Origin of the sequence: Bacteriovorax stolpii (genome assembly GCF_002872415.1) — a bacterium.
GTDB lineage: Bacteria > Bdellovibrionota > Bacteriovoracia > Bacteriovoracales > Bacteriovoracaceae > Bacteriovorax > Bacteriovorax stolpii.
The window spans coordinates 174681-201236 of sequence record NZ_CP025704.1 but is presented as its reverse complement, the minus strand read 5'-3'; the positions used below and the strand labels follow the sequence as shown (position 1 = coordinate 201236).

Annotated in this window: 26 protein-coding genes; 14 read left to right on the top strand and 12 right to left on the bottom strand. The window is 40.8% G+C overall.

All coding sequences use genetic code 11. The annotated features are described in order from the left end of the window. Window position 1: 1 nt before the first annotated feature. The 3 genes from C0V70_RS00900 to C0V70_RS00890 form a co-directional block, all read right to left on the bottom strand. Window positions 2-1123, bottom strand: a complete 1122-nt coding sequence (locus C0V70_RS00900) for a hypothetical protein (protein ID WP_133566638.1) — start codon at window positions 1121-1123, stop codon at window positions 2-4. After that, on the bottom strand, window positions 1107-5162 hold the full coding sequence (locus C0V70_RS00895; RefSeq protein ID WP_102241982.1) for a hypothetical protein: 4056 nt from the start codon (window positions 5160-5162) through the stop codon (window positions 1107-1109). The genes C0V70_RS00900 and C0V70_RS00895 overlap by 17 nt, the downstream gene beginning before the upstream one ends. 171 nt (window positions 5163-5333) lie before the next feature. Beyond that, window positions 5334-7049 carry an ABC1 kinase family protein gene (locus C0V70_RS00890; RefSeq protein WP_102241981.1) on the bottom strand — a complete coding sequence of 572 codons (1716 nt, stop codon included), beginning with the start codon at window positions 7047-7049 and terminating at the stop codon, window positions 5334-5336. A gap of 64 nt (window positions 7050-7113) precedes the next feature. Between C0V70_RS00890 and C0V70_RS00885 the strand changes: the two genes are divergently transcribed. The 6 genes from C0V70_RS00885 to C0V70_RS00865 are packed head-to-tail and all read left to right on the top strand — an operon-like array spanning window position 7114 to window position 11874. Beyond that, window positions 7114-7614: a hypothetical protein gene (locus C0V70_RS00885; RefSeq protein ID WP_102241980.1), complete on the top strand. Its 501-nt coding sequence runs from the start codon at window positions 7114-7116 to the stop codon at window positions 7612-7614. Between the two features lie 17 nt (window positions 7615-7631). Beyond that, complete coding sequence (locus C0V70_RS18930; protein WP_133566639.1) at window positions 7632-7922, top strand: hypothetical protein; 291 nt, start codon at window positions 7632-7634, stop codon at window positions 7920-7922. A 10-nt stretch (window positions 7923-7932) separates the two neighbouring features. Further along, a complete protein-coding gene (gene greA / locus C0V70_RS00880; protein WP_102241979.1) occupies window positions 7933-8409 on the top strand; it encodes a transcription elongation factor GreA in 477 nt (158 codons plus the stop codon). Continuing rightward, window positions 8393-10525 (top strand): ATP-dependent DNA helicase RecG, encoded by a 2133-nt coding sequence (locus tag C0V70_RS00875; RefSeq protein WP_133566640.1) that lies wholly within the window; start codon window positions 8393-8395, stop codon window positions 10523-10525. Before greA ends, C0V70_RS00875 begins: the two co-directional genes overlap by 17 nt. Before the next feature lie 57 nt (window positions 10526-10582). Further along, window positions 10583-11398, top strand: coding sequence for a hypothetical protein (locus tag C0V70_RS00870; protein WP_133566641.1), 816 nt, complete (start codon window positions 10583-10585; stop codon window positions 11396-11398). After that, window positions 11395-11874, top strand: coding sequence for a hypothetical protein (locus tag C0V70_RS00865; protein ID WP_102241976.1), 480 nt, complete (start codon window positions 11395-11397; stop codon window positions 11872-11874). The genes C0V70_RS00870 and C0V70_RS00865 overlap by 4 nt, the downstream gene beginning before the upstream one ends. A 73-nt stretch (window positions 11875-11947) precedes the next feature. Here the strand turns inward: C0V70_RS00865 and C0V70_RS00860 are convergent, their stop codons facing one another. Next, window positions 11948-12169: a hypothetical protein gene (locus C0V70_RS00860; RefSeq protein ID WP_102241975.1), complete on the bottom strand. Its 222-nt coding sequence runs from the start codon at window positions 12167-12169 to the stop codon at window positions 11948-11950. Window positions 12170-12402: 233 nt separating this feature from the next. Between C0V70_RS00860 and C0V70_RS00855 the strand changes: the two genes are divergently transcribed. Together C0V70_RS00855 and C0V70_RS00850 are read left to right on the top strand one after the other, a co-directional pair. Further along, a complete protein-coding gene (locus tag C0V70_RS00855; RefSeq protein WP_102241974.1) occupies window positions 12403-12843 on the top strand; it encodes an FHA domain-containing protein in 441 nt (146 codons plus the stop codon). Further along, window positions 12836-13732: an alpha/beta fold hydrolase gene (locus C0V70_RS00850; protein ID WP_102241973.1), complete on the top strand. Its 897-nt coding sequence runs from the start codon at window positions 12836-12838 to the stop codon at window positions 13730-13732. Before C0V70_RS00855 ends, C0V70_RS00850 begins: the two co-directional genes overlap by 8 nt. Here C0V70_RS00850 and C0V70_RS00845 read toward each other — a convergent pair. Continuing rightward, complete coding sequence (locus tag C0V70_RS00845) at window positions 13729-14715, bottom strand: TIGR04552 family protein (RefSeq protein WP_243733576.1); 987 nt, start codon at window positions 14713-14715, stop codon at window positions 13729-13731. The genes C0V70_RS00850 and C0V70_RS00845 overlap by 4 nt on opposite strands. Then, window positions 14705-15106 (bottom strand): hypothetical protein, encoded by a 402-nt coding sequence (locus C0V70_RS00840; protein ID WP_102241971.1) that lies wholly within the window; start codon window positions 15104-15106, stop codon window positions 14705-14707. The genes C0V70_RS00845 and C0V70_RS00840 overlap by 11 nt, the downstream gene beginning before the upstream one ends. Window positions 15107-15151: 45 nt before the next feature. Here C0V70_RS00840 and C0V70_RS00835 point away from each other — a divergent pair, with 45 nt between their 5' ends. The 3 genes from C0V70_RS00835 to C0V70_RS00825 all read left to right on the top strand — a co-directional run bounded on the left by C0V70_RS00835 (window position 15152) and on the right by C0V70_RS00825 (window position 17570). Next, complete coding sequence (locus tag C0V70_RS00835; RefSeq protein ID WP_102241970.1) at window positions 15152-15655, top strand: phosphatidylglycerophosphatase A family protein; 504 nt, start codon at window positions 15152-15154, stop codon at window positions 15653-15655. A 230-nt stretch (window positions 15656-15885) separates the two neighbouring features. Next, window positions 15886-17001, top strand: coding sequence for a recombinase RecA (gene recA, locus C0V70_RS00830; protein ID WP_102241969.1), 1116 nt, complete (start codon window positions 15886-15888; stop codon window positions 16999-17001). 77 nt (window positions 17002-17078) lie between these two features. Next, the gene (locus C0V70_RS00825) at window positions 17079-17570 is read left to right on the top strand and encodes a regulatory protein RecX (RefSeq protein ID WP_102241968.1); all 492 of its coding nucleotides are present in this window, start codon (window positions 17079-17081) and stop codon (window positions 17568-17570) included. Here the strand turns inward: C0V70_RS00825 and C0V70_RS00820 are convergent. From C0V70_RS00820 to C0V70_RS00810, 3 genes are all read right to left on the bottom strand, one after another. Next, the gene (locus C0V70_RS00820; protein WP_102241967.1) at window positions 17562-18545 is read right to left on the bottom strand and encodes a hypothetical protein; all 984 of its coding nucleotides are present in this window, start codon (window positions 18543-18545) and stop codon (window positions 17562-17564) included. The genes C0V70_RS00825 and C0V70_RS00820 overlap by 9 nt on opposite strands. A 10-nt stretch (window positions 18546-18555) precedes the next feature. After that, a complete protein-coding gene (locus tag C0V70_RS00815; RefSeq protein ID WP_102241966.1) occupies window positions 18556-19404 on the bottom strand; it encodes a TIGR02147 family protein in 849 nt (282 codons plus the stop codon). Window positions 19405-19467: 63 nt separating this feature from the next. Further along, window positions 19468-19947 carry a hypothetical protein gene (locus tag C0V70_RS00810; RefSeq protein ID WP_102241965.1) on the bottom strand — a complete coding sequence of 160 codons (480 nt, stop codon included), beginning with the start codon at window positions 19945-19947 and terminating at the stop codon, window positions 19468-19470. Window positions 19948-20223: 276 nt separating this feature from the next. Here C0V70_RS00810 and alaS point away from each other — a divergent pair, with 276 nt between their 5' ends. Beyond that, window positions 20224-22848 carry an alanine--tRNA ligase gene (gene alaS, locus C0V70_RS00805; protein WP_102241964.1) on the top strand — a complete coding sequence of 875 codons (2625 nt, stop codon included), beginning with the start codon at window positions 20224-20226 and terminating at the stop codon, window positions 22846-22848. A gap of 3 nt (window positions 22849-22851) precedes the next feature. Further along, the gene (locus tag C0V70_RS00800) at window positions 22852-24585 is read left to right on the top strand and encodes an ABC transporter substrate-binding protein (RefSeq protein ID WP_102241963.1); all 1734 of its coding nucleotides are present in this window, start codon (window positions 22852-22854) and stop codon (window positions 24583-24585) included. A gap of 3 nt (window positions 24586-24588) precedes the next feature. Here the strand turns inward: C0V70_RS00800 and C0V70_RS00795 are convergent, their stop codons facing one another. Continuing rightward, on the bottom strand, window positions 24589-25410 hold the full coding sequence (locus C0V70_RS00795; RefSeq protein WP_102241962.1) for a hypothetical protein: 822 nt from the start codon (window positions 25408-25410) through the stop codon (window positions 24589-24591). Between the two features lie 168 nt (window positions 25411-25578). Between C0V70_RS00795 and C0V70_RS00790 the strand changes: the two genes are divergently transcribed. Further along, entirely contained in the window at window positions 25579-25983 is a 405-nt protein-coding gene (locus C0V70_RS00790) for a hypothetical protein (protein WP_102241961.1), read from the top strand. 3 nt (window positions 25984-25986) lie between these two features. On the opposite strand, the gene C0V70_RS00785 is transcribed toward C0V70_RS00790, so the two are convergent. Together C0V70_RS00785 and C0V70_RS00780 are read right to left on the bottom strand one after the other, a co-directional pair. Beyond that, entirely contained in the window at window positions 25987-26220 is a 234-nt protein-coding gene (locus C0V70_RS00785; RefSeq protein WP_102241960.1) for a hypothetical protein, read from the bottom strand. 39 nt (window positions 26221-26259) lie between these two features. Next, window positions 26260-26508 (bottom strand): hypothetical protein, encoded by a 249-nt coding sequence (locus C0V70_RS00780; RefSeq protein ID WP_102241959.1) that lies wholly within the window; start codon window positions 26506-26508, stop codon window positions 26260-26262. Between the last annotated feature and the right edge of the window lie 48 nt (window positions 26509-26556).

Genomic DNA, 26556 nt, shown 5'->3' with positions numbered 1-26556 from the left:
CCTATCTTCTTTTTTGCAGAATAATGTCACTTAATGGCGACACTCTAACAAAATAACAAAGGGCCAATGTAATAAAAATGTAGATATAAACTTCAAGCGTAGAAGCAGTTAAAACTCTCCCAAACAAGCTGCCAAACATAACGCTCGTTGGTGCTATGACCTTCACAAAAAGAATGCGGTGAAGAGCAAAGATCATCAAAGAATAAATTCCCATCCAGTTAAGCAGTGGGATGTTGAAAATAATCTTTCTTCTTTCCAGCCACAAAAAGGCAGAAATCACGATTGCCTGAATGCCTAGGACATAAGCTGTTCCTGAAAAAGTACGGGCCAGGTCGTGCTCAGTCCTGAAAAAGTCATCGCGGTACATGACAAACTTATCACCGATAAGAATATAAATTAAAACCAAAAGAAGCCCCATTCCGGCAAACAAAAAATCTTTTTTATGTTTATACATCGGAAGATGGTAATGAACGTAGCCCATGATAAAACCCAGGCATCCTGAAAGAATGAAGTACTCCAGGCGCGCATCGTACTCATATCCTGGATGGATCGTGCTTCTTACCATTGATTCAAAGAAATCTGAGATAAGCTCTACCGGGATAATAAAACGCAGACAAGAAAGCAGGGTTAAAACTAATACTCCCCTGATTCCCAGGAATTTATAAACTAAGGACAGCGCCCCAAGGACCACCATCCATAGCATAATTGGATAAAATGAAATCGCCTGCCCGAAATTCGGGGCCACAATAAAGTTCTCAAAAACAAAGTAGAGAAAGATAAGCCCGAAGACTTTAAACCTTGACCCCAAGCTTTCTCCAAAAGAGAGCTGGTCTTTTTTGGCCAGGTTAAAAGCTGCCATGGTGAGATAAACCTGGCTTACCCATGGAGTAAAAACCATGGCAAACCAGTAGTTCAATGTATCGCTGGAGATTTGTTTTCCGATCATGGGAAAATGCACGCTGTAGGTGCTGGTCAAGGCCATGGTATCGCGAAAATAATCCACGTACCACATGTTAATGTAGTACGTGAAATGTTGTTGTAATGCCAGGAGAATGAAAAAGCCGCGTAAGAAATCTAAGTTAACAATTCTCGAGCTTAATTCATTATTATCGTTTGTCTTCAATGACATCCTTGTCTTTCTTTCTGATCAATACTTTATCGTAGTTTCTGATATAAGCATTGGTTACTTGTTCAAATAAACTCTGCCCATCTTTGGACTGATATTTATCTTTGTTTTTATTTCTTGCATCGATTGCGTCCGCTAATCTATCTTGGTCTGCACTCGATGCTGCACTTGATCCCGATCCTGAGCCCGATCCAGAGTCTGCAGTGTTGTTGCTAGAGCTACTCGATGAAGATGATCCTGATCCGCCACCAAACAGAGCGCCTGTTCCAGATGTTCCGTAACCAGAGTTCGATCCACCACCGTAAATGTTCTTAGCATCTTTTTTCGCAGCATTTAGATCAGAACTAGATCCTGAAGAATTGCCACCAGCAAACAATGAGCTTCCGCTTCCAAATGAAGAGCTTCCTGTCGCAAAACTCTTACTGAATTTCTTAGAAGTCGCTGCCATTTTAGCAGTACGCTCTTTGTCTCCGTTAGAGGCCATGGCCTTATTATAGGTATCAAGTGCCTTTAACTGCTCTTTTCTTGATGCTCTCAAGTTACCAACCGCTTTTAAGAAGTTTGCCTGGTCTGTTGAAAAATTAGCTGCCCCGTTAGCACCGGCCAGTTTTGACTGCTCGGCAACTGTCGTTGAGCTTAAATTCGATAACTGGCCATCAAGAGCAGAGTTATCAATAAGAGCATTCATCGTCAGAAGGTTATCCAGGGCCTTTTGCGTTTTATCAATCTCTTTACCTAGAAGTGCTTTTTTAACAGCATCTGTCTGATTGATTGGTTTTTCCGCATAAAGCTTTAAGTTATTCAGATAGTCTTTTAGATACTGAGCATTCAGTTTATTTAAACTGATTGTCTCTTTTGCGAGCCCTGTTGTCAGCGTCCCTGAAATATCTACCGCCATATAACGAAGGTAATCAAGAAGACCAATCGTTGGATAACTGATTTCTTCTGGATTCGATTTCTTCGGCCATAGGAAGTGGTATTCGTAAGCATAGTTAGCAAAAGCTTCAAGGTTTGCTGTTTCAGTTTCTTTTAAGAACCCTTCACTGATTGCAAAAGCTTTTGCAGCATCCTTAATCAGCTTCACTTTATCGCGGTTCATGAAATAAGTTTTTTCTAAATCTTGTCCAAGTCTCGGAAGATAACTTCCAAGGATGTTGGCGTCGATGAATACTTCAGACAGGTAAAGCTCCGATACGAAGTTACCGCCACCTTTTTTACCACCACCACCAGTTGCACCTGGGTTTTTCATGATCATGGCATTTTTAGCGGCCTGGAATCCTTCTTCAATCTTCTCAGCATAAACTGGTTGATTAGAAAGGATTGCATTTCTAGAAACCCCAGCTGGAATCCATGGGTCAACAATGTAACGAGACTCTTTATCTTCACTAATAACTGTGAAAGCTTTTAAACACGCACTCGCTGAAGCGTGGATCTTACAGATATCGTTGTATGGCTGCACTAGAGTTCTCGTATACTCCATACATGTTTCTTTCTTACCGCAAGAATAACTTCTTGGAGGGATGTCATAGTCGTTGATCTGTGGTCCAACCTGGATCCATGCTCCTTTAAGAGAGGCAATCATCCACAATCCTCCGGCACCCGTTGCGGCTGAAGCTGTGATAATTCCAGCAGTCATCCATGTCGAAAGAATTGAAGTTGTTGCAAATCCACCCAGGATAGCAATAACCCCGGCAGCTAATAAGGCACCAATTAAGGCCCCTAGTCCGGCCACACTTCCGCTAGGATTTTTAATGTTGAACTTAAATAGTTCATATTTTCTTGTTTTTGTATCTCTCCATTTAGCTTCTGAACTTGCCCAACTAGAAACTTTATTAAGAGCTGTATAAGCTTCGTTGTTATCGATTGTCAGTGAAGCATAAAAAGATGAAAGGTTTGATGTCCACACAGTCAGAAGACGTTTTGCTTTAATACCTGAAGCATCACCGTCCAGCTCATCGAAGTTTGTTGATGGGTCTGTGTACTTAGCGTACTCTTCACAATTTTCTCTGAAAAATGTCTTTTTCGACTCGTCAGTCTGCTTGTTGTACCCTTGCACATCAATACACATACAAGTTAGCTTTTTATTGATGTTTTCGATTTTCTTATTTGTATCCGCGCGAACCAGCTTGTGGTTTGCAGCTACCTTTTTTAAACGTGCATAAATTGAGGTGTCAGCATTACCATTCGTCGTCCAATAGTCTGCATCAGCTTCCCCTGACATAACAAAGTCAAAGGCCAACATCGCAATCTCACGATCCATTGTTCCGTTTTCTTTGAGACCATTATAAAAATCGTCTCTGAAGCGGATATCACATGTAACGAAGTTAGATTTTTTATCAAAGACTAATTTCGCTTTGTTTTCATCCATGTTCAAAGCTTTTCCTTGCTTCGATTCTGCACGGAAGTTTTTATATTTTTCTGTATCTGACATGATCCCAGACTTCAGGTCTAGTCCGTCATTTTTAGCACCATTATTAAGGAACTTTTCTTCGTCCTCAAGTTCTTCTGCTGCCGTTTTAGCGCCAGTTGAACTTTGAGCTGTTTTTGTCGCTGCTTCAAGCTCTTCTACCAGGTACTTATAGTCATCAGCATTCAGCTTACTACCAGTCATGGCCGCATACTCATTACTAGCGAAAAACTCACTGGCCGGCGAGTATGTCTTTCCGCTTGCTGTTGTAACAGATGAAGGGATTGTTGTCTGATTATCACCAGAGCCTTCCGTTCTCGAATTCGTCAAAGTGACGTTACCAAATCCAGAGATATTCACTGATGTCGATGCGCCATTATTTAGCGATTGAGCTTCTACTTTTTTCAGTGTCTCAAGAGTTGAAGCGTTCGCTGCACTTGAAGAGCTTGTCCCCAATGGGTCAACACCATAAGTTTGAATGATATTTTGTCTTAGTTCTGCTGACTTATTGGCAACTTTGATGATGTTACTTTTTTCACTTAACTCAACACTTGTCCCACCACCAGTTGGTGTATAAAGAACGTTACCAGTTGGAAGAACTTTTAGAGTTCCCGATCCCCATGTGAAAGTAGAACCAACTGGTGCATCTTCATGTTGGGCCATTAACTGGTCAAATGAATTCTGGATCTTTTCAATTTCCCCAGCATCTGCAGTTGAGATGAAGAAGCTCGCGATAGCAACAAAGATTGACTTAATAGGTGAAACGCGAACTTGTGGGATAACCGAAGGTGGAACGTCTGGAACACACACGCCTTTACCATTCATATAAAGCCCCTCGCAACATTTCTGTCCTCTTTGAGGTTTACCACCTGTGCTTACACAGTCTTTACAGATAAAGTTTGCTTTACATACACCGCCATTACATGAGTTTGAACAGCAGTCAGAATTTTTCTTACAAGATTTACCTTGAACTTCACACTCTCCAATTCCTGAAGTTTGCGAGTTATAAGGAAGACAAATACCAACACCACAAACAGGGTTGGCCATACATGACTGACCAAGGGCCAGTGGTCTATAACAACGGAAAACTTCTTCACATACTTTTACTTTTGAGCCTGCTTTTTCTTCAACACACTCGCCAGAAGCACACTCTGTGTTTTCAGCACATTTGTCTCCGGCCTTCTTCCCTTTACCAATGGCCACTTGAACTGGATCTGGTGCACACTTAAGACCGTCTTCACAGCTCCAGGTATTACAAACATTTCCTTCTGCTACTTTAGCCAATGCCTTCTTATTAATGTCATCTAATTCTCTTTCGATGAAAGCATAAAAAGCGTCTTCTACTCTATCTGGTGAGACACCTGGATTTTTTGAGAATGCTTCATAGTTCTGCTTAATTTTAAGCATCTCATCACGAGTGAACTTCTCTTGTTTTAAATATTCTTCAAGCTCAGCATAAAGACCTGGCTTAATGATCTGAAGATCAACGCGTCCTTTATTCTCAACTTTATGTTCTGCAATTTCTTGCTTCACTTCATCTAAAAATTTTTTTCTGTCGTCACTTGAAAATCGATCCTTTGCAAAGGCGACATTCAAAGTCAGGGTAAACAAAATTAAGATTTTTAGCATACGTACCTCGTTATCAATATTTATAATTATATTTTAAGGGCTTATGTGATTGGGGTAAACAACATCCATGTTTTTCCTACCTAAGCGGTTGAAACGATGAATGCCCGATGGAATTTGACCGTTTTTTAGACGACTCTTTTTCTTGGCAATGGAGATTTTGGCCAGCTTTCCCTAGCGGCGAAGGCTGGCAATACCTGAAGAGAACAATAGGATACCCATACTCCACATAATCCAGCTTCCTGTCGGAATCTGGCTCCAGTGAGAGATGTCTTTTGCTCCTATTATAAAGATACCAGAAAAGAACATGACTGAAGCTACGAGAGCAAACCCCGTAAAAGTGATGGCCCCAACAGCAGCGTTGAACTCTTTTTCGTATCCAGTGTTTTTGACTTCAATCGCGTAGCCCTTTTTAGCGAAGTCGCGCAGGAACCATTTTATGTGGCGTGGAAGAACACGCATGGTAGATGTTAAATCTCTCGCGGCCCAGGCAGCTTCTTCTAAAAGTTCATCTTTGCTAAAAGTGCTCTCAATGATTTCTTCGATATCTCCTTCAAGGATTCCGAAAATATTCAGGTCAATACCCAATTGTTTTCCTACACCATCAAGAGTGATCAGAGCTCTAAAGATAATGTACCATTCGCGAGGAAGATATATCTGGTGTTTTTTGAGCGTGCTTAAAACAACGGCTAAAAGATCAGAGAAGTTTGTCTGCTTTACCGAAAGCCCAACAAACGGACTTAATGATTCGCGGACATCGCGGATAAGAGCGTCTGTATCTGGAATTGTCTCGTATTCTGCTACATCTAAAAATTCATAAACCAGGTTTTCGTAATTATATGAAAGAATGGCATAGATGATGGCAATAAAATGGTGGCGCCCACTCTTACTTAAACTTCCCATCAAACCAAAATCGATCAGACCGATTTTTCCGTCTTCAAGATAAAAGAAATTCCCACCATGAAGATCAGCGTGGAAGAAGCCATCTTTTAAAAACGTCTTTAAGAAAAGCCTTACTCCGTATTCCATCTTTGGAATCACTTCGCTCTTTCTTGAAAGAATTGCTTCGTTATCTGAGAAAGGAATACCTATGAGTTCTTCAATGACCAGGACGTCTTCAGTTGAATACTCTTTGAAAACCTTTGGGATGTAATACATCTTCTGGTCATCATGTTTTTCAATGTTCTTTCTCAAACGCTCACAGTTAAGGGCTTCAACATGAAAGTTTAATTCGCGGTGAAGTGTCAGGGCAAAGTCATTTACAACGCGAGAGATCCCCAGATACTTAAGCTCTTTACTGACTCTCTCTGCCTGAATGGCAAGAAACATCAGGATAGAGAAATCTGTTTCAATTTCTTTTTCAATTCCCGGACGTCTAACTTTAATAACAACCGGAGTCCCATCATGTAACACTGCTTTATAGACAACACCGATTGAAGCTGTACCGATAGCTTCTTTTTGGAATGAACTAAACGCCTCTTCAACTTTTTTACCGACAGCTCTTTCGATGCTGGATCTTACATCTTCAAATTCAACTGGCTTAACTTTGTCTCTAAGCATCCTCATTTCTTCAAGGAAAGATGGATGAAAAAGATCGTCGCGGGAACTTAGTAACTGACCGAACTTAATAAAGGCCGGCCCCAACTCTTCAAAACATTTACGCAGGCGAAATCCCAACACTTGGTTCCAATCTTTTTCCGACTTATCCGCAAGCTCCTCTGTGATCGTTTTTTTAGATTTAGGTAAAACAAAATTTGGTATTTTATTAGTAGTATTTTTCGTGATGAATTCATCGAAACCGTGTCTGGCAAAAACCATGACGATTTCCTGCAGTCGACCGACGTTCCTGATTGTTTTTGAAATTCCAATACCAGCTTTAATCAAATCCATGAAAAAACCTTTTGAATGAGATGTGCCTATATTATAATCGAAAATAATAACAATTGAGGTGATTTTGCGCGTTTTTTTGATTTTCTTGCTTATTTTTAGTTCGATCAGTGCTCACGCCGTTGAAACATGCTCGCGCGTGGCCATTATCAACTATCAGGAAGTCCTGATCGATTCAAACACTTCTGAAAAAGGTGAAGGGCTGCGCTACCATCTGGAAAAAGATCCAATTGCTTTACAGTACCTCAACACTTACCAAAAAAATTCAGGCATCCGCTGGCCTTCAGCTGTGTTAGGAACTGCTGGAACAGGGCTTTTGCTCTATGGATTTTTTAATTCTAATTCTGAAGACCGCAGGCTTTTTATCATTGCCGGGACAACAACCATCCTGGTGAACTTTCTTGTGGCGCGAACACTGGAAGTCTCTAACGAAGCCAACCTGAACAAAGCGATTGAAGAGTATAATAAGCGCAATCTTCCAAAGATTTATTTCAGCCCGGAAGCATCGCAAAGTCAGATCAATTTTTCTAATATTAAATTAGGTCTTGTGCAGCAATGGACCTTTTAATCATAATGGTTGAGTAAATGAATAATATTACCTGTTATCACTGTCATAAAACCATTCCCATTTTAGGAGCTTTCAAGATCGTCAGAACTGAGGAGTGCCCCTATTGCTCTACGAGCCTGCATTGTTGTAGAATGTGTACTTTCTATGACCCGAAGGTTTACAACGAGTGCCGCGAATCAAACGCCGATAGAATCGTCGATAAAGAAAAGGCCAACTTTTGTGACTACTTCAATCTTTCAGATGGATCTCAAGCTGGGACATCAAAGGAAGACTTAATTAACCACGCAGCTTCACTTTTTAAAAAATAGGATTACGACCATGGATGAATTGCCAATCACATTAGCTGGTAAAAACAAGCTAGAGGCTGAGCTTAACCAACTTGTTAAAGTTGAGCGCGAAGAGCTTAAAGTGGCGATTGCCGAAGCCCGTGAACTGGGTGACTTAAAAGAAAACGCCGAATACCATGCAGCTAAAGAAAAACAAGGAATCATTGAAGGGCGAATCGCTCAACTTCAAGGTATCCTGGCGCGCTCGCGCGTTGTTGAAGTCAGCAAAATCAAAAGTACAAAAGTTGTTTTTGGTGCAACTGTTTCTCTTTTAGATGTAGAAAAAAACGTTAATATCACTTATAAAATTGTTGGCGAAGATGAATCTGATATCCGCGACAATAAAATTTCATACAACAGCCCATTGGGTAAAGCGCTTATCGGAAAAGAAGAAGGCGATACAGTTATCGTGAAAGCACCAAAAGGTGACATCGAATACGAGATTGAATCATTTGAATTCGTTGACTGAGAAAAAAACATCAAAGAAAGAACTGGCATGGTCTTCAAGTCTTGAAGACCTGCTGGGTAAAGCTTCCAAAAAATCCTACGAAAAACTCGTTCTCGCTGGCATCACTGAAATTTCTGACTTCCTTTGGGTTTTTCCCCTAAGAGTTGTCGAACTTCCTCCCCTTCGCAGCTTTGAGCACATCGAAGAAGGGCGCATTTTCATCGGACGCGCCAAAGTTTTAAACGTTCAGGCCAAACCCAATTTCCGCATCCGCGGTCGTGGGAAGGCCATGCTTTATAACATCATGGTACACGTTCAAGATTTACTCTCTGATAAAATCCTGACTCTGAAATGGTTTAACTCATACGGCTCAGTGACTTCAAAAATTTCCAAATGCACCTATATCGAATTCATGGGTGAAGCCTCTGTTTTTAACGGCCAACACCAGTTCGCTAACCCGGATTTTTTCCCGTTGGAAACTCCGGATGACCCTTCCCCTTTTGTCACTGTTTCCAATGAACTAAAAATCCAGTACCCAACAGTGAACACTGTCCCGGGCGTGCAGATTAAAAAATTCATTGATAAGATCCCTAAAAATCTTTGGGACAATATCCCTGAAACTCTGCCAAAGAGTTTAATGACTAAAAATAATTTCCTTTCTCTTGGCGATTCTTTCAAAGTGATTCACGCCAAAATTAAGCCCAATGCAGATTTAGAAAAACGCGCCGAAAGCCGTTTGATCTACGAAGAATTCTTCGAAGACCAATTGAAAATTTATCTAAGAAGAAAATACTTCAAAAAGCCAAAAGCTAAAAAATATGAAGTAAGCGAAGAGGTCTACTCATCATTTACTAAACTCTACCCTTATGATTTGACTGTCGATCAGGCCAAAACGCTTCATGACATCCGCCGCGATTTAAAGAGTGAGCACCCAATGATGAGGCTGGTTCAAGGTGACGTGGGTTGTGGGAAAACAACTGTCGCCATGATCGCTGCTATGATCGTTATCGAAAATGGCGGGCAAACGGCACTGATGTGTCCAACAGAAGCACTGGCCATGCAGCACTTCGCTTCGGCCCGGGAACTTTTTGGCGACGACACCGTGAAATTCCGCCTGATCCTGGGTTCCACTCCAGCGAAGGAGAAAAAGCAAATCCAGGCCGATTTGTTAAGCGGAGATATTGATTTTATCATTGGGACACACTCACTGATTCAAGAAACTATTCAGTTTAAAGAGTTAGGTCTTGCCATCATTGATGAGCAACATAAGTTTGGTGTCGATCAAAGAATTAAATTAACCAGTAAAGGCCAGGGCACTCATTGCTTGATTATGTCAGCAACCCCTATTCCAAGGTCATTGAGTTTGACTCAATATGGAGACCTCGACATTTCTTCTATTAAAACGATGCCCAGCGGACGCAAAGGTCACAAAACCAGAATCGTGACTGAAGAAACTTACCAGCAGTACTTAAATTTCTTGATGACTCGATTGTCCTTAGGGGAACAGGTTTATGTCGTTGTTCCGGCGATTAATGAAAGTGCCGAACAAGACTTCCATAACCTGACAGATACGCTGGAGAGGTACCGCAAGTATTTCCCAAAATTCCGCATTGAAGGACTTCATGGCCAGATGAAGCCCGATGAAAAAGCGAAAATGTTCACTGACTTTAAGGCCCACAATATTGATATTCTAGTTTCAACCAGTGTTATTGAAGTTGGGATCAACGTTTTAAACGCTACCATTATGGCGATTATTAACCCTGAGCGCTTCGGCCTTTCTTCCCTGCACCAGCTGCGTGGACGCGTTGGTCGCGGGGACAAACCGGGATTTTGTTTTTTAGTTAACGATAAAAAGATTTCTACCCTTTCAATGGAAAGACTTAAAGTCATTGAAAGCAACACCGATGGTTTTAAGATTGCCGAAGAAGACTTAAAACTCCGTGGCGAAGGTGATCTTTTTGGGACAGACCAGTCTGGAAGTTTATCGCAAAAACGCCTGGCCAACATCGTTTTACATGCCGACATTCTTTATCAGGCCCGCGAAGACGCCTTTGAATTAATCAAGGCCCAGGACCCGGATATCGGCCGGCTTCTGGAGAAGTTTTCATCTGATTCGCGAATTTTTACGACCGTTTAATAAGTAATTTTTATAAGACCCACCTTTGAATAGTAAAAATCTGCTATATCCACTGCCATGGAAATAGTGATTGAAACATCTCTTGGGGCCAAGCCTCTTCCAGCCCTCTCAAAAAAAGACCCAGTTGTCTCGCAAGTTGCTGCCGACTTAAAAGACCTTCTGGCCCAATTTAAAGACCCTAAAAAAGGTCTAAAAATCATCTCGGTCAAAACATCCATCCACGAAAAAACACTCAATAGACTTCTCAACGAAGAAAATCGTGCCAGCTACATGACAATCTTCAAACTTTACCGCTACATTCTGGATGAAAATGACGATGCAAAAATCCTGGATCTTGCACCTGAAGTTATTAAAAATTATCTCGTGCAATCTAATCCTCAACTCCTGACAGAGCAAATTACATTCAGCTCTGGCATTGACCAGGAGCTGGCCAAAAATCCAGTCTTCGGGGAAATCTATATTCTCTGCGGAACAGGTCCACTCAGCAAAAATGAACTGCTCACTCGCTTTGGCCATTACGGTTTAAGCATCTTAGAAAAAATGCTCAAACAGCAGGTCTTAAAAGAAAGTGGTTTTGAGGTCTATGAACTAGGTAAAAACCAGGCCAATTTTGGACCAGAAAGCATTATCAACCTGGGAACTCATCTTGCCTTAAATCACGTCAAAAAAATCAATGGCGATCTGCTTGATCAAAACTTTATGGGTTTATATGCCGAAGGTCTTTCTGATGAAGCTTATAAACAATGGCTTAAAATTGATCAGGAAGCCTTTAGAAAAAAAGTTGCGCTCTCTTCAAATAAAAATAATCTTGGGCCTATAAGGGCATTCACCTTTATGACCACAGACTCTCTCAATATTGAGGTCGAAAAATGAAAACATCATTAATTCTTATGACACTTGCACTAGGTTTTACTTCTTCCGCCTTTCCGGGCGTAGGTGGAAGTCATGGTGGAAGTACACTAAGTGCTTCATGGAGCGAAATCAAACGTTCGCCACGACTGGAAATAGCCTCTCCTCAAATTCATTTCGTTTCACAGGAGAAAATTACGGTTGCTGTAGATGTGATGGAAGTTTGTGTGAGTGGAGACACTCTTCGAACAATCAATGCCCGTAGTATTTATACTGGTGATGATAAAAAAGATAGCTATGAAATTCTTGAAAGAAGCCGCATCTACATGGCAAAAGTTCCTTCAAAGAAAAGAAATGCAGAAGAAATAAGCATAAAAGCTGAAATCCCTCTGAGATATGAAATCGATGTTATGGCGAAATTAAAAGACCGCAGCTACAAACTCTTCTCAAAGGATTATATCATTCCTGAATGTAGCAGAGAAGGCGAAGCTCTGGAGTAAAAAAAAGCAAAAGGCAGAGATGAAAACAATTCATCTCTGCCGGCAACTAGTTAATTCACAAGGGGGGAATTAATTAGTTCTTATGGTCAATAACTTTTACGCATTTGTATCCTGCGAATACAAACTTACGAAGCTCTTTGCTCCAAACGTAGTATGGTTGAGATTCGTAGTTAGCTGGACAATCAACAGCTAGAGTTTCAGCAGCTTCGAAAGCTACGTCTGTAACGTCTGCTTCGTTAGCGAAAGTTAGTGTTGAACCAAGAACTAGAGTAGCAAGTAATACAGCTTTTAACATGTGTGTCTCCTGTGACAAGTTATTAATGAGGCGTCATCTAATCGTTTCTTTTTTTTATCGTCAATCAAACTCAATCCTCCCTCTTCACTCTTATGGACATCTTTAGACACGAAGGTTTTTGTGTCCCGGTTTCTCTGGACAAGGCATGATTTAGCCGGAAATACCTGAGTGCTGTGCACAGACAAATAAAAATGCCGGCTGTAAAAATCCTATGATTTGCTATAATGGGTGTCATGTTACACTTGGAAATTTTATCTTCGAGCGATCCTCTAGCTGTCGGACTCTACGAGTTTGAATTCAATCGCGTTCATATTGGCCGCTCAAAGAAAAACGATCTTATTTTTTTAGACAGCGAACTTCCGCTCCAGTACATGACGATTCAAATTATTCAGGACAAACACGGACCGGGGCTTGTAGTGAAGAGTTTAACCCGCTCTCCTTTTTTCTTCGTCAATGGAAAGAAGATCAGCGGTGCTTTAAAGATCCGTCCCAATGATGTGATTGCCTTTGGTGAAAACAAAATTAAAATCCACGCTTTTGCTCCTACAACTGATGAAACAGATTTAAGCGAAGCTTTCAAAGGATTTGCAGCCAACGCCAGCGAGCTGAGATTTGCCCTGGACTTCATTGAAGAAGTATTGATTGAAGTAGAAGAGAAAACCCAAAATGTTTAAGAAAAACCACCCGAACTATTTTTATACCAGTGATGGAATTCGTCTTTTTTACAATACGAATTTTCCTCCGCAGGAGCTTAATCCTGAAAAACCGGTGGTGGTATTTATTTACGGTCTTCTTTGCAGCAACAATCACTTCAAATATCAAATTCCTTTTTTTGAAGAACAAGGCTATCAGATTCTTTTACACGACTACCGCTTTCACTTCGCCTCATCATGTGACGGCGACCTGGAGACGTGTAACTTTCCAAACATTGCTAAAGACCTTCATGAGCTTTTAGCTGAACTCAATATCAAAAAAACTCTGTTTGTTGGCCACAGCATGGGTGTGAATATCTGTCTTGAGCACGCCCGCCGCTACCCAGAAGACGTGACGGCACAAGTTCTTATCTCCGGCACAGTAGTTCCTCCACAGGACATTATGTTCGACTCAAACATTGTCGATATCACTATGCCTTATATTGAAGCCTTCACTAAAAAATACCCGGAGCTTTATAAATCCGTTTGGAAACACTCTTTTAAAAACCCGATCGCTCAGTATGCGATCTTTGATGGTGGATTTAACAAGAAACAAGTTGAGATGGAATTCGTTCAGCTTTACATGAAAAAGATCAGCGAACTTCCAGAGACATTATTCTTTCACCTTCTAAAACTAATGCACGACCATGATGTTATCAATCATCTGGAATCTATCCAAACTCCGACCTTAGTTATTGGAGGAGATAAAGATAAAATCATTCCAAATTATCTTCAACAGATCCTCACAAAACACCTGCCAAAAAGCCAGCTCTACATTGTAAAAAATGGCTCGCATGTGCCACAAGCGGATTTCCCCGATATGATCAACAACAGAATCAATCAGTTCACTAAAAAAACATTGAAAGCTTAGATTTCGATTTGCTTGTATTCGATAATAGATTTGAAGACGCGCTTCATTGCCGATCTCACCTGTTGACGTTTGTACTCCTGGTGAGAAGCATCCCCTTGTGAGTTAGCTTTGAAAGCTTCCTGATCTACAACTTGAATTTCGTATGGATAGAAGAAACGAATATCTCTGGCCACCAGTGAGATATCCATATTAAGAACTCGGCGGGCAAGCTCGTTTTCTTCAGGGTTAGAATTCTTCGCAATCCTTCTTAAGTCATTAAACTCCTGGAGGAATGGATTCTTGTACTCAATCAGCTGACGACAAGTAAATTGAATCGACTGATATGCCTTAGATGTATGTTTGTTTCTCTCATTCTCTGAAGGCTCAAGCTGTGCCTCTACTGCCGCTCTTTCCATTGCAGCTAAAAAACGCTCCTCAGAAAGATTGTTTCTGATGGCCATTTTTAAAAGCGACTGGTGAGACTCTTTAAACTTCGGCATATTGATCATGGTGTTGATCGCACGGCTTGGTTTATTGTTATGAGGAATAACGATATTCTTTTCCAGCAGGAAACGAATCAATCTCAGAGAATCAAAACGCGTGTGAGTGATAAAACGCACACCAACTCTATCAAAGAGTTCTTCAGCTACGTTTTCAGCTTTATGTAGAAGTTTAATGATAATACTTTCACGGGTCTTTTTAGATTTCGTTTCAAAATCAACTAAAGGCACGCGGTCCTCAGTTCCTCTGACTCCAATAAAGAGTTTGTCATCATCACTTCTAAAAACATATTTATAGAAACGATCAAAGATCTGAGTCTGAACGATATTAAAGTAATTCGAACGAAGATCTTTATCAGCGTGCATAATTGTATGCATAACTTTTAAAACAACTTCCGCCCAAAGCTTATCTTCTTTCTTGACGATGTTGTCGTCTGTCGCCATTAAAAAAAGCTGGCTGATATCTGAAATCATCAAAAGAGAATTGGGAACTTTAAGATCCAGCCCATCCGGGTTTCCTTCTTTTAAGAAGTACCTGCGAATAATCTTCTTTCTTGACGATGTTGTCGTCTGTCGCCATTAAAAAAAGCTGGCTGATATCTGAAATCATCAAAAGAGAATTGGGAACTTTAAGATCCAGCCCATCCGGGTTTCCTTCTTTTAAGAAGTACCTGCGAATAAACTGCATGGCCTCCTGGAAATTTCCAAAGAGTTCTGATTTAGCTACGCGGTCGTTGGGATCAAGGCCATAGCCTTTAAGAAACTGGTTAACTTCTTCAATAGTAGACATAGGTCCGAGAAAATTCTTTGTATCGAGGGCCGACTTTCCGCCAATAACGACGTCGAAGATTTCCCAATCGAACATATATTTATGAAGATAACTCGGTCTTTCCATTTAAAGCCTTTTTAAGATCCAGTAATCGAGCTAGACTATTATGTAATGAATGATGCTAATCGACCAGAACGAACAAGACCAGATATTCTTTTCCTCTCTTTCTTTGGTGTAGGTTTTTTGCCTAAAGCACCTGGAACGTGGGGAACTCTTGCTACGCTTCCATTTCTCTACTTCATCGGAAGATTTAATCCTCCGTTTTTTCTATTCATTCCATTCATTGTTATCGTGACCCTGATTTCTTCATTTGTCACAGATAGCGTGCAAAAAAAATTCAATCTGCACGATCCACAGTTTATCGTGATCGACGAAGTTTTAGGAATGACCACTGCGTGGTTATTCATTCAAAAACATAACCTCGCTCACCTCTTTGTCCTCTTTATTCTCTTTCGCGCATTCGATATTAAGAAGATCTGGCCAGCGTCGTATTTCGACCAAGAAGTGCATCATGGTGCGGGAACTATTCTCGATGACATCGTCAGCGGTGTGTATGCCGGAGTTGTCTACTTGGGCATTAACTACCTTTTCGGCCAATATTTAAATTTTATCTAACTTACGCTAAATTTACGCTTGACTTGCGCAAAGTTTACGCACAAACTGAATATAAGAAAAAAATTGATTCTTTAGCCATCAATTTGTGATGTTTTGACCCCATTAGTCTAATAATTACAAACACTTGATTCTGTTATAAGTTGATCAATTTGCATAAGTTTTAAGTTATCGAATAACCACAAGAGTGTTAGCGTTAAAGCACACACATATTGAGATCCTCCGGAGGAATAATGTCACTACAGAAAACATCTGCTGCTCCATCACCAGAAAAATTAAAAGCCCTTGATCTAGCTCTATCTGCAATTGAAAAACAATTCGGAAAAGGCGCGATCATGAAACTAGATAACAAAACTGCAACTGAAAAATTAGCAGTCATCCCAACAGGATGTTTAAGTCTAGACCTAGCGCTTGGAGTTGGCGGTATTCCTCAAGGTAGAATCATTGAAATCTACGGACCAGAATCTTCTGGTAAAACAACTCTTACTCTTCACATTGCGGCTGAATGCCAAAAGCAAGGTGGAACAGTTGCTTTCGTAGATGCTGAACACGCTCTTGATACAACGTACGCTGCAAAACTTGGCGTAGATATTCCAAACACTCTTATCTCTCAACCAGACTCTGGAGAACAAGCTCTAGAAATCGCAGATATGTTAGTTCGCTCTGGTGCTGTTAACCTTCTTATCGTTGACTCGGTAGCTGCTCTTACTCCGAAAGCAGAACTTGAAGGTGAAATGGGTGATTCACACATGGGTCTTCAAGCAAGACTTATGTCTCAAGCTTTAAGAAAACTTACGGGATCAATCTCTCGCTCAAACTGTACAGTTATCTTCATCAACCAACTTCGTATGAAAATTGGTGTTATGTTCGGTAACCCAGAAACAACAACTGGTGGTAACGCTCTTAAATTCTACGCTTCAGTACGTCTGGACATCAGAAGAACTGCTGCGATTAAAGATGGTGAATCTCATATCGGTAACAGAACAAAAGTTAAAATCGTTAAGAACAAAGTTGCTCCTCCATTCAAAGAAGCTGAATTCGACATTATGTACGGACAAGGTATTTCTAAAGTTGGAGACATCCTTGATCTAGCTTCAAACAACGGTATCGTAGAAAAAGCTGGAGCATGGTTCTCATACAACAACTCTAAGATCGGTCAAGGGAGAGAAAACTCTAAGACTTTCCTAGAGCAAAACCCAGAAATGCTAGAAGAAATCAAACAAAAGATTCTAGTGAAATTTGGTCTAGCAGAAGGTTTCCCGGCTCCACAAGTTGACACAACAACTGGTGAGATCCTTGAAGAAGAAACTGAAAAAGCTCCAAAGAAATCTAAAAAGAACATTCAATAATTAAATACTGACTTTGAAGTCCCACTCTCCTCGAGAATTTGAGGCCATGGGACTTTCAAAGTTTTTAAACCAAACAAATGTCAAAACAAGCGTATAGCTACCTCGTAAAACTTCTTTCATCGAGAGATTATTCTGAGCATAAGCTTCGCGAAAAACTCCGTGAGAAAAAGTTTCCTGCAAACGAAATTGAAGATGCGCTTAACGAGATAAAGGAACGTGGTTTTCTTCGCGAAGAAGCTTACTCTGAAGCCCGTATCAAAGGCTTTATGAGCAAAGGATACTCGGCAAGCTTTATCAAACAAAAACTTCAGCAAGAAAAACTTGATGTTTCTGAAGAGTACATTTACGAAATCTTTGACGAACATAGAGTCAGTGAAGCTGAGCAAATTAAAAAATTATTAGCTAAAAAATTAAAAGGCCTTTCGGAAGATAAAGAAGAGGCCCACAAAGAGCGCCAAAAAGCGATTCGTTTTGCCCTCAGTAAGGGACATAATCCCGGAGCTGTTTTTAAAATCCTAAAGAGCAATTTCAACAGTGCCGGGATTGAAATAGAACCTGAGTTATTTTAAAGAAATCCCCATTGCATTTAGTAGGAAAACATATTTTTCACCAGGAAGTCTCTCCAATGTGAAATCCCATGTTAGGCGGACATTGATTTGCTCAAAATATACTGTTTTGTTTTTTCTTTCGCAGGCAAATTCCCCCCAAGCATTAAGAGAGAGAATGTAATGATAATTAGCCGTTCTTCCTTTTTCCCAATAAAGGTTTTCAAGATTTGCTCCAACTAGTTTGTCACCATTAGTGCATTTATAAGCAGTCATCAATGAAGGAACTTCATATTTTTCGCCGTTATATTCTAGTACATACTGAGCAAAATCGTATTGGTTGCTGCTGGCAAAAAGAGTGAAGACAAATTGGTTGCCCAGAACATCATAAGTGAGCTCCTTAGTATTGGCTTCCATCATTGAGCGCACACTTAAGGCCAGGTCATCTAAATAAGAATGAGAGGCGACACCAACCTGGTGACCAATTTCATGGACCAACAGGGCCACCATCGAGGCATACAATGAATCTTTAGGATAATTGTGAGCTTCGGCCAGGTTGATAAAGATCGGGAACTCATCGCTAAAGCCAGTTTTGGCCACACGGATTTCCGGGTCTAATTCATCCTGCATATATTTTTCGAAGTTTTCCCCAGAAAGGAAAACTAAGCGATTTTTTTCTTCTCTATTTTTAAGAACGACTTCTCTGATTTTTTTAAGAACTTCACGCCTTTCACTATCCTGATAACAATCTTTATTGTTAAGACATTGAGAAATATAGCGATCCAAACTGCGGTAAATATAAAGTGAAGCCTGCTCAACAGCGCCTCCCCCATTTCCAACAATATCTGCTCCACCAGAAGCTTTCATTGCTTGAAGGCTGATTTTTAAAAACTTCTGATTAAGTTCAGCTCTATCTTCATCTGGAAGATAAACACTGGCGCTTAAGCTTTTAGAAACAAAAAGTGCAATCAGTAACAAGGCCGATTTAATATTTTTCATATTCACTTCCCTAGTGCTTCAACTGTTTTGTTAATTCGAAAAACTGTACGTTCATCTGGTAGACATCTTCCGACTCTAACTCTGAAAAACGGCTCGAGAACTCCTTAATAAAATCAAAGATAAATTTCTTTGCTTCAGGAAGGTTCTCTTTTTTAATTCTCATTGTCGTACTATTAATCTGTCTTTGCTCCACTTCCTGCTCCATCAGAGCTTCCTGAGCAAGCTCCATCATCCCGTAGTGGTGCTTTTTAATAGCTGATGAAGGAATATCATTTGAAGTAATGAGGCCCGGCTTCACTACGCGCAGACGATTAGCTTCATCGCGTTTGATGATTTCAAGATCTTCAAGGTCTTTTAAAGCTTTTTTGATTTGTCCGACACTGACTTTTTTTCTTAAACGTTTATGAATCCAGTTTTCATCTTCAATGAAAGAGTCGGTAGAAATGAGCTGCTTGAGCGCAATGTAATACCACTCACTGATGGCCGAAAACTGCTGAAGGTCGATTGAGTAAGAATTTTTCTCTGTACTTAATTTCTGAATTTGTTTGAGGTGCTCGTTAACGTCCTGGTTTTTTGTCTTTTTTCTTTCCAGGTCGACAAGAAGCTTAAAGTAGCGCTCTTCTCTTCCGCTCATCTTAAAGTCTTTAACCAAGCGCTCGATCATATCTTCAGAGGGAAGGCGCTCTCCGGTAAGAACCATCGAAAGAGAGCTGGCCGACTTATAACCTAAGCGCTTCGACCAATTCTGTAGATTGTGATGGTCGTGCGAATACATCCCGGAAGGCAGGCCTTTCTTTAACATGAAAGCCTTAAAATCCGTGAAATCAAATAGACTAAGTGGCAGTTCTGTCGTTTCCATTCTTACCCTTAAATTTTAAAAGAAGTGCCCACGAGGGGCGCGGGCACTTCAGTATTTAAACGATTACTCGCAAGCTGAGATTGAGTATTCTTTTGTGAAAAGGTGACGAGTTGTTCCTTCTTTTGGAGAAACGATTTTTAGAACGTCTACGTCAAAAGAAGTTGGTTGAGCGTATGAGTAGTCTTCGTACTTAACACATACGTCTTGCTCTTTTGAGTGTCTGTATTCAACACATCTTGTCCCAGTTACTTCGTTGCTTACGATACCGAAAGCTTTTGAAGTAGCTGCACAGTAAACTCCACCGTTTTGACCTGGCTTAACTGCATATTTTGTACATTTTTCGATAACTTTCTTAGTTCTGATTGTGTTTCCATCAAGACATAGGAAATCAACACCAGTCCAAACTCCGTGAGTCATTTGAGCAGATGGCCACTCGATTTGAAGAGAGCGGTCTTTGTTAAGAGATGACCAAGAGTCATTTACAGAAGCTGCAAATACGTTTGAAAGGCTTAGAAGAGAGATTGCAAGTACGATAGTTTTCATTTTTTTCTCCAGTTGTAATTAATAAGTTCACTGTTAATTCGATGAGTGAGTTTTATTAACTACGGAACCCTTTCACAATTATTTTTCACAGAACCAATACATTTGTTTTCACCGGCCGTGAAGTCCTTTGTAAAAAAGTGGTGAAAAAACAATGCGGCGAGCCTTCAAGCTATTGAAAACATGGTCCTATCATTGGAGAATCCATTCCCGTTTTATAAAGTTCTATGGTACTCTTAAGTCTTCAATTTAGTGTACTTTTGACAGGATATTAGGCACATGGAAACAAAACTGACTGGACAACAAATTAGAGAAAAATTTGCAACCTACTTTGCGAAAAAATCGCATGAGAAGGTGGCCTCGAGTTCTTTAATCCCTCATAACGATAAAACTCTTCTCTTCTGTAACGCCGGAATGAACCAGTTTAAAGATTATTTTACTGGTAAAGCAGTTGCGACTAACAAGCGTGCCGTGAGCATTCAGAAATGTGTACGCGCTGGTGGTAAACACAACGATCTTGAAAACGTAGGACACACAGCTCGTCACCACACATTCTTTGAAATGCTTGGTAACTTTTCTTTTGGTGATTACTTTAAAGAAGACGCTATTAAGTTTGCCTGGGAATTTTTAACTGAAGAATTAAAAATCCCGAAAGAAAAACTATATGTCACAGTTCACTACTCTGATGATGAAGCCCGTGCTCTTTGGAAAAAAGTTGCAGGCCTCACAGACGAGCGCATTTTCAACAAAGGTGATAAAGATAACTTCTGGGAGATGGGAGAATACGGGCCATGCGGTCCTTGTTCTGAAATCTTCTTTGATCACGGAGAAGAATACACTGATACAACTCTCGTCAGACAAGACCCAAACGATTTACTTGAAGACGAAAAAAGATATGTTGAAATCTGGAACCTGGTTTTCATGCAATTTGAAAAAACTCCAGAAGGAAAGTTCTCTCTTCCAAAACCATCTATTGATACCGGTGCTGGTCTTGAGCGCGTAGCAGCTGCTCTTCAAGGTGTTTATAACAACTACAACACCGATATTTTTGCTCCCATCATGAGAAAGATTGAAGAAGTTTCTGGCAAAAAATACGAGCCAAACTCAAAAGACGAAAAAACAAAAGCAGCTTTCCGTGTTGTGGCCGACCACATCCGTTCAGCGACTATGTTAATTACAGATGGTGCTATTCCTTCTAACGAAGGACGTGGATACGTTCTAAGAAGAATTATCCGTCGCGCAGTAAAATACTTAAACGAGCTTGGAGTAAAAGAAGTTTCTTTCTACAAACTTATCCCTGCTGTTTTTGAATCTCTTGGAGCTGAGTACCCGCAAAACGCAGCTAACGCTGAACTTGCCGTAAAACTTCTTGAGCTTGAAGAAAGAAAATTCAGAGAGACACTGGAAAATGGTCTTAAGTATCTACACGAAGCTCTAGCTAAAGAAGTCACAAATAAAATCTTCTCTGGAAAAGCAGCTTTCAGACTATACGATACGTTCGGATTCCCGGTCGATTTAACAGAAATGTATCTTGCTGACCAAGGAATCGCTCTTGACCATGAAGGCTTTGAAAAGGCCATGAAAGAGCAAAAAGAACTTTCTAAGAAATCTTGGAAAGGAGGTCTTGATAACTCTGATAAAGTTTTCCACGCTGTTAAAGAAAAAAATGGTGCAACGAATTTCGTAGGCTACGACAAATTAGAAGTTGAAGCAAAACTTGTGGACGTTATCGACATGGGTGAAGCGAAAGGACTTGTTTTTGATACCACTAGTTTCTACGGCGAGTCCGGAGGACAGGTTGGTGATATCGGTGTGGTTAAAGCTGGAAAAAATATTCTTGCTCACATTGATGACACTCAAAAACCAGTTGATGGTCTTCATGTTCACATCTCAAAGGATGCAGACGCTCTTGAAGTTGGAAAGTCATATACACTTTCAGTTGATGCTCACACGAGAGCCTTAACAATGAGAAACCACTCGGCGACTCACTTACTTCAGTCTGCTTTAATTAAAGTTTTAGGTGCACACGTAAAACAAGCTGGATCAGTTGTAACAAGTGAAAAGCTGCGTTTCGACTTCACTCATCTTCAAGCGATGACAAAAGAAGAAATCCAGAAAGTAGAAGACCTAGTGAACCAGGAAATCCAAAAAGCTCACAGCGTAAGCGCTGATCATATGAGCATGGATGAAGCTCAGAAAAAAGGAGCAATGGCCCTTTTCGGTGAAAAATACGGAAATGTTGTCCGCGTTTTAACAATGGGTGATTTCTCGACAGAACTTTGTGGAGGAACACACGTAAGAAACACTGGGGACATTGGATTAATCACAATTTTAAGTGAATCATCTCTGGCGACAGGAGTTCGTCGTATCGAAGCGACAACGTCTGAGACAGCGGTTAATTACTTAAGCCATAGATCAAACCTTCTTAAGAAAGTTGAAGGGATGTTCATGGATAAAGAGGAGCGTGCCCTGGCAAAACTTGAAAATCTATTTAAAGATTTAAAGGATAAGCAAAAAGAAATCGAAGCCCTTAAAGACAAAATCATGGCGAGCGAATCTAAAGACCTCTTCAGCAACGTTGAAAATATCGGCGGTGTGGATGTGGCCATTGTTGAAGCTCCAGCTGACAGCGATTTAAGAAAGCTTTCGGATATGTTTGTGAGCAAGTTCCAAAACGGAGCTGTTGTTCTTTACAACACTAGCGGTGACAAAGCGACAGTACTTGTTCGCGCAACAAAAGGCGTATCTAAACTAAACGCCGGAGACGCTCTGAAAGAAATTCTTTCAGTCGTTAACGGACGCGGCGGTGGAAAGCCAGACATGGCCCAGGGTTCTGGGGATGCTAGCCTTCTAGCGAAGATCGCTCCACAAGCAAAAACGGTGCTTAAATCTAAACTAGGGTAATAGATGAAAAAATCACTGGCAGTCTATAGTCTCTTTCTCGTTCTGGCCTTTTTCTACGGTTGTAATAAAAAAGAAGCCGTTAAGAATGACAAGATTTTGAATATGGCACTGACCAGTGAGATCTCAACCCTCGATCCGGTCAACTCATACGATAACGTTTCGGGGATGGTTATCTACAACATCTGTGAGCAGTTATACGACTACCATTACCTAAACCGCCCTTATGAATTAAAGCCTCTGCTCGCTGAAGGAATGCCGGTTATTGAAAACAATGGCCAGCGCTACGTGATCAAGATTAAGAAAAATATTCGCTATCACGACCACCCGGCCTTCAAAGGCCAGCCTCGTTTCGTAACAGCTCAGGACTTCATTACTCAGTTTAAGCGCCTTTCTTATAATCCACTCAACTCTACTGGATGGTGGGTTGTTGATGGGGCCATTAAAGGAGTCAATGAGTTTAAAAAGACTGTTGGCGATGACTTCGAGAAATTTAAATCGACATCAATCTCTGGTATCAAAGCTCCAGATGATCACACATTAATTATTGAGCTTACTCAACCCTCTCCTCAGTTCATTTATAAATTGTCGATGAGTTTTATTTCTCCAGTACCACTGGAAGTTATCGAGCATGATAAAAATGATTTAAGCCACAACCCGATTGGAACCGGGCCTTTCTATCTGACAAAGATGGATGCGGCCAAAGAAATCACGTTGGCAAAATTCCCACACTACCACGAGAGCTTTTACCCTTCTGAAGGGGACCGCTACGCTAACAGCCGCGGGCTTCTAAAAGACAGTGGTGAAAAAATCCCATTTATTGATGGAATTAAGTTCGTTGTGGTTAACGACAATAAAACTCGCTGGGAACTATTTAATCAGTACAAGTTAGACTTCATTGTTCTTCCCCAAGATTTCTACACTCAGGTTTTTGACGATGTCGGGAATCTAAGAGAAGACATTAAAGCAAAAAACATCCGTCTGCAGACCATGCCAACTCTGACTTACTGGTGGCTGGCCTTCAACATGAAGGACCCCTTACTAGGAAAGAACCTGAACTTGAGAAAGGCGATTGCTTACGCGGCCGACATGGATAAGTATATCCAGCTCTTCACTAACAATACCGGGCAAAGAGCAAACTCAATTCTTCCTCCGGGAATTTTAGGTTACGACACTTCGGCCACTCTGCCTTACGAGTACAACCTGGAAAAGGCCAAAGAATACCTGGCCAAAGCAGGATACCCGGGAGGAAAAGGTCTCCCAGAATTGATTTACGATACAAGAGCTGAATCAAAAATCAGTAACGCTCAGGCCGAGTATTACAAAACTCAGCTGGCACTAATTGGAATAAAAATTAAGATTGTTCAAAACAACTTTAAGCAGTACTTGGAAAAATCGCGCACCGGTCACCTACAATTCTTCCAGGATGGCTGGACGCTTGATTACCCGGATGCTGAAAACATTTTCCAGCTTCTGACTTCATCGAATCACCCTCCAGGGCCGAACGCTTCTTTCTACTCTAACCCGCAAGTCGATGCGATGTACGAGAAGATGAGCAAGCTTCCTGATGGTGAAGAGAAAAAAGCATTGATTGAAAAAATGGAAAAAACTGTCAATGACGATCTTCCATGGATCATGCAGTACTACTCGAGAAACTTCATTCTTTACCATGACTACGTAAAGAACTACCGCCCTTCAGACTTGATCTGGAGCTACCCGAAGTACTTACGAGTTAAGTAATTTCTATTCTGGATAAATTGATTTCATAAATTCATAAACGGCCGGAAGCTTCTCTTTGATGGAGCTTCGGTCGACTAATTCTGGAGAAATCGAAGGACTCTTCGGATTATGCACACCAAACCAGGCAGCACTTAAACACGCAAAAAACTCCTGCTCATTGGCCATCATGTAAGTTGGCTCATTATCAGCATTCTTTTCAAAGATACTTTTGCTTTTTGCTTCTTCATACAGCTTTGTTAACTTCTTTTGATCACCTTCATCCATTCCCATGACGTGCATAGTGTGAGCGAATTCGTGCGTGAGGATATCTTCTGTTCCATGATAAGGATCGTTTGGGGTTTTAAGCAGATTGTCTTCACACACCGTTGTAATAGGCCTTCCAATCACACCACCGCCTCCGCAAATATCGCAAAAGCTTCTACCGTCAAAAGTGCGCTTATCTTTTAAGTCGCGGGCCTCTGGGATATCACAATAGTTCTCGCTTTTAGCGATCACCACGACTTCTGCATTTAATTCGATTAATTTCTTTCTAATATCTGGTCTCTTAGAAATCATCTTCTCAATAATGGCCGCCGCTTTATCCAGCGATTCATTTTCTATAGCGCTCGATCCCTTAATGCCCAGCCCATTCGTAAGTTTAAATTTTTTGTAAAAATCCTTGGCCGACAGTAAATTTACTGCCTTTTTCACACTGCCATCTAAAGTCTCGGCGTTTTTATTTAAAACATCCGCCGTCCCTTCCTGGCAGGGGACGCTAGAATCATGGCCTTCATGCGCGAAGGCCTGAGACATGAGGAATAAAAGAAAAACCAGTGTTTTCATCATTTTTAGTTTAGCACGGCTGATACCCGATCATTTTCATTTGATCACCCTTTCAGGCAACTTTTTCCCCTCGGACTCTCTCTTTCGTTGCGCCTCTTATCTAGGTGGCCGTTGGCGCCGATAAAAAAACAAGATTCAAAGACTGCACTTTGAATAACGGCGAGTTTAGTCATGAAAAAATTTTTTGAGCTACCAGTTCTCTTTATGATTGCTTTGACATTTACGGCCTCAATGGCCATTGCCAAAGATTACGTCATTTACAGCATCGCTCAAGACATCCCTATGGGCAATAAAGATGAAATTATCAGAAAGAACTTCTATGTGGATATGGGTAAAAACCAAGGCGTGAAAAAAGGAAGCGTCCTTGATGTTTACCGCGTAGTCTCTGTTCTTGATCCGTATGAAAGCAAAAAACGCTTCAACCACCGTGTGAAAATCGGTGAGGTAAAGGTTCTTCATGCCGAGGACTCTTCTGCCATTGGCGTTTTAAATAAGCTTGAAGAAGGCGAAGAAACACCAGTCTTTGAAGTTGGAAAACTAATGATTGGGGATATTGTAACGGTAAAAGTTAAGTAAGCCTTAACTTTTGGCGTGAAGCACTGCCCTTCTTTCCTGAATTGACTCCGTCATTTTATTAATCGCCGTGAGCGCTTTTTCCAGGCGCTCAATCTCGCGCGCATCTACATTCGGATTATCTCGTAATGTACGAAGAACAAATGTCGTCATTCCATGGGCCACGACTATGTGATTTGAAATATCATGAAGAAACTTTCTTTCTTCAGCCGTTGTTTCTTTCGATGTTTCATCACTCATAGTCTGTCCTCTTTTTCGAAAGTATATCACGTTTTTTATTTACTCAATTTTTTTATACTTAAGTAACGTCACTTCCAGCACAGATTCTCGCACGCATTTCAAAGTAACCCATAGCAGGTAATCCTCACCCTTATCCAAGGCCACCGATTGATGAGGGTAGACATGAATTTCCTTAATTTTTAGTCCACTATAAAAACCGCGGAAGTGAAACCTGAAGAAGGTTTTTTTACTGCGTGGAGAGATTCTCTTGGCCTGACAACGTGAGAGAATTAAGATCATATCTTGCATAAAATACTCCAGTATCAAATGCCTTGATATTGCAGAAATCGAGCAAAA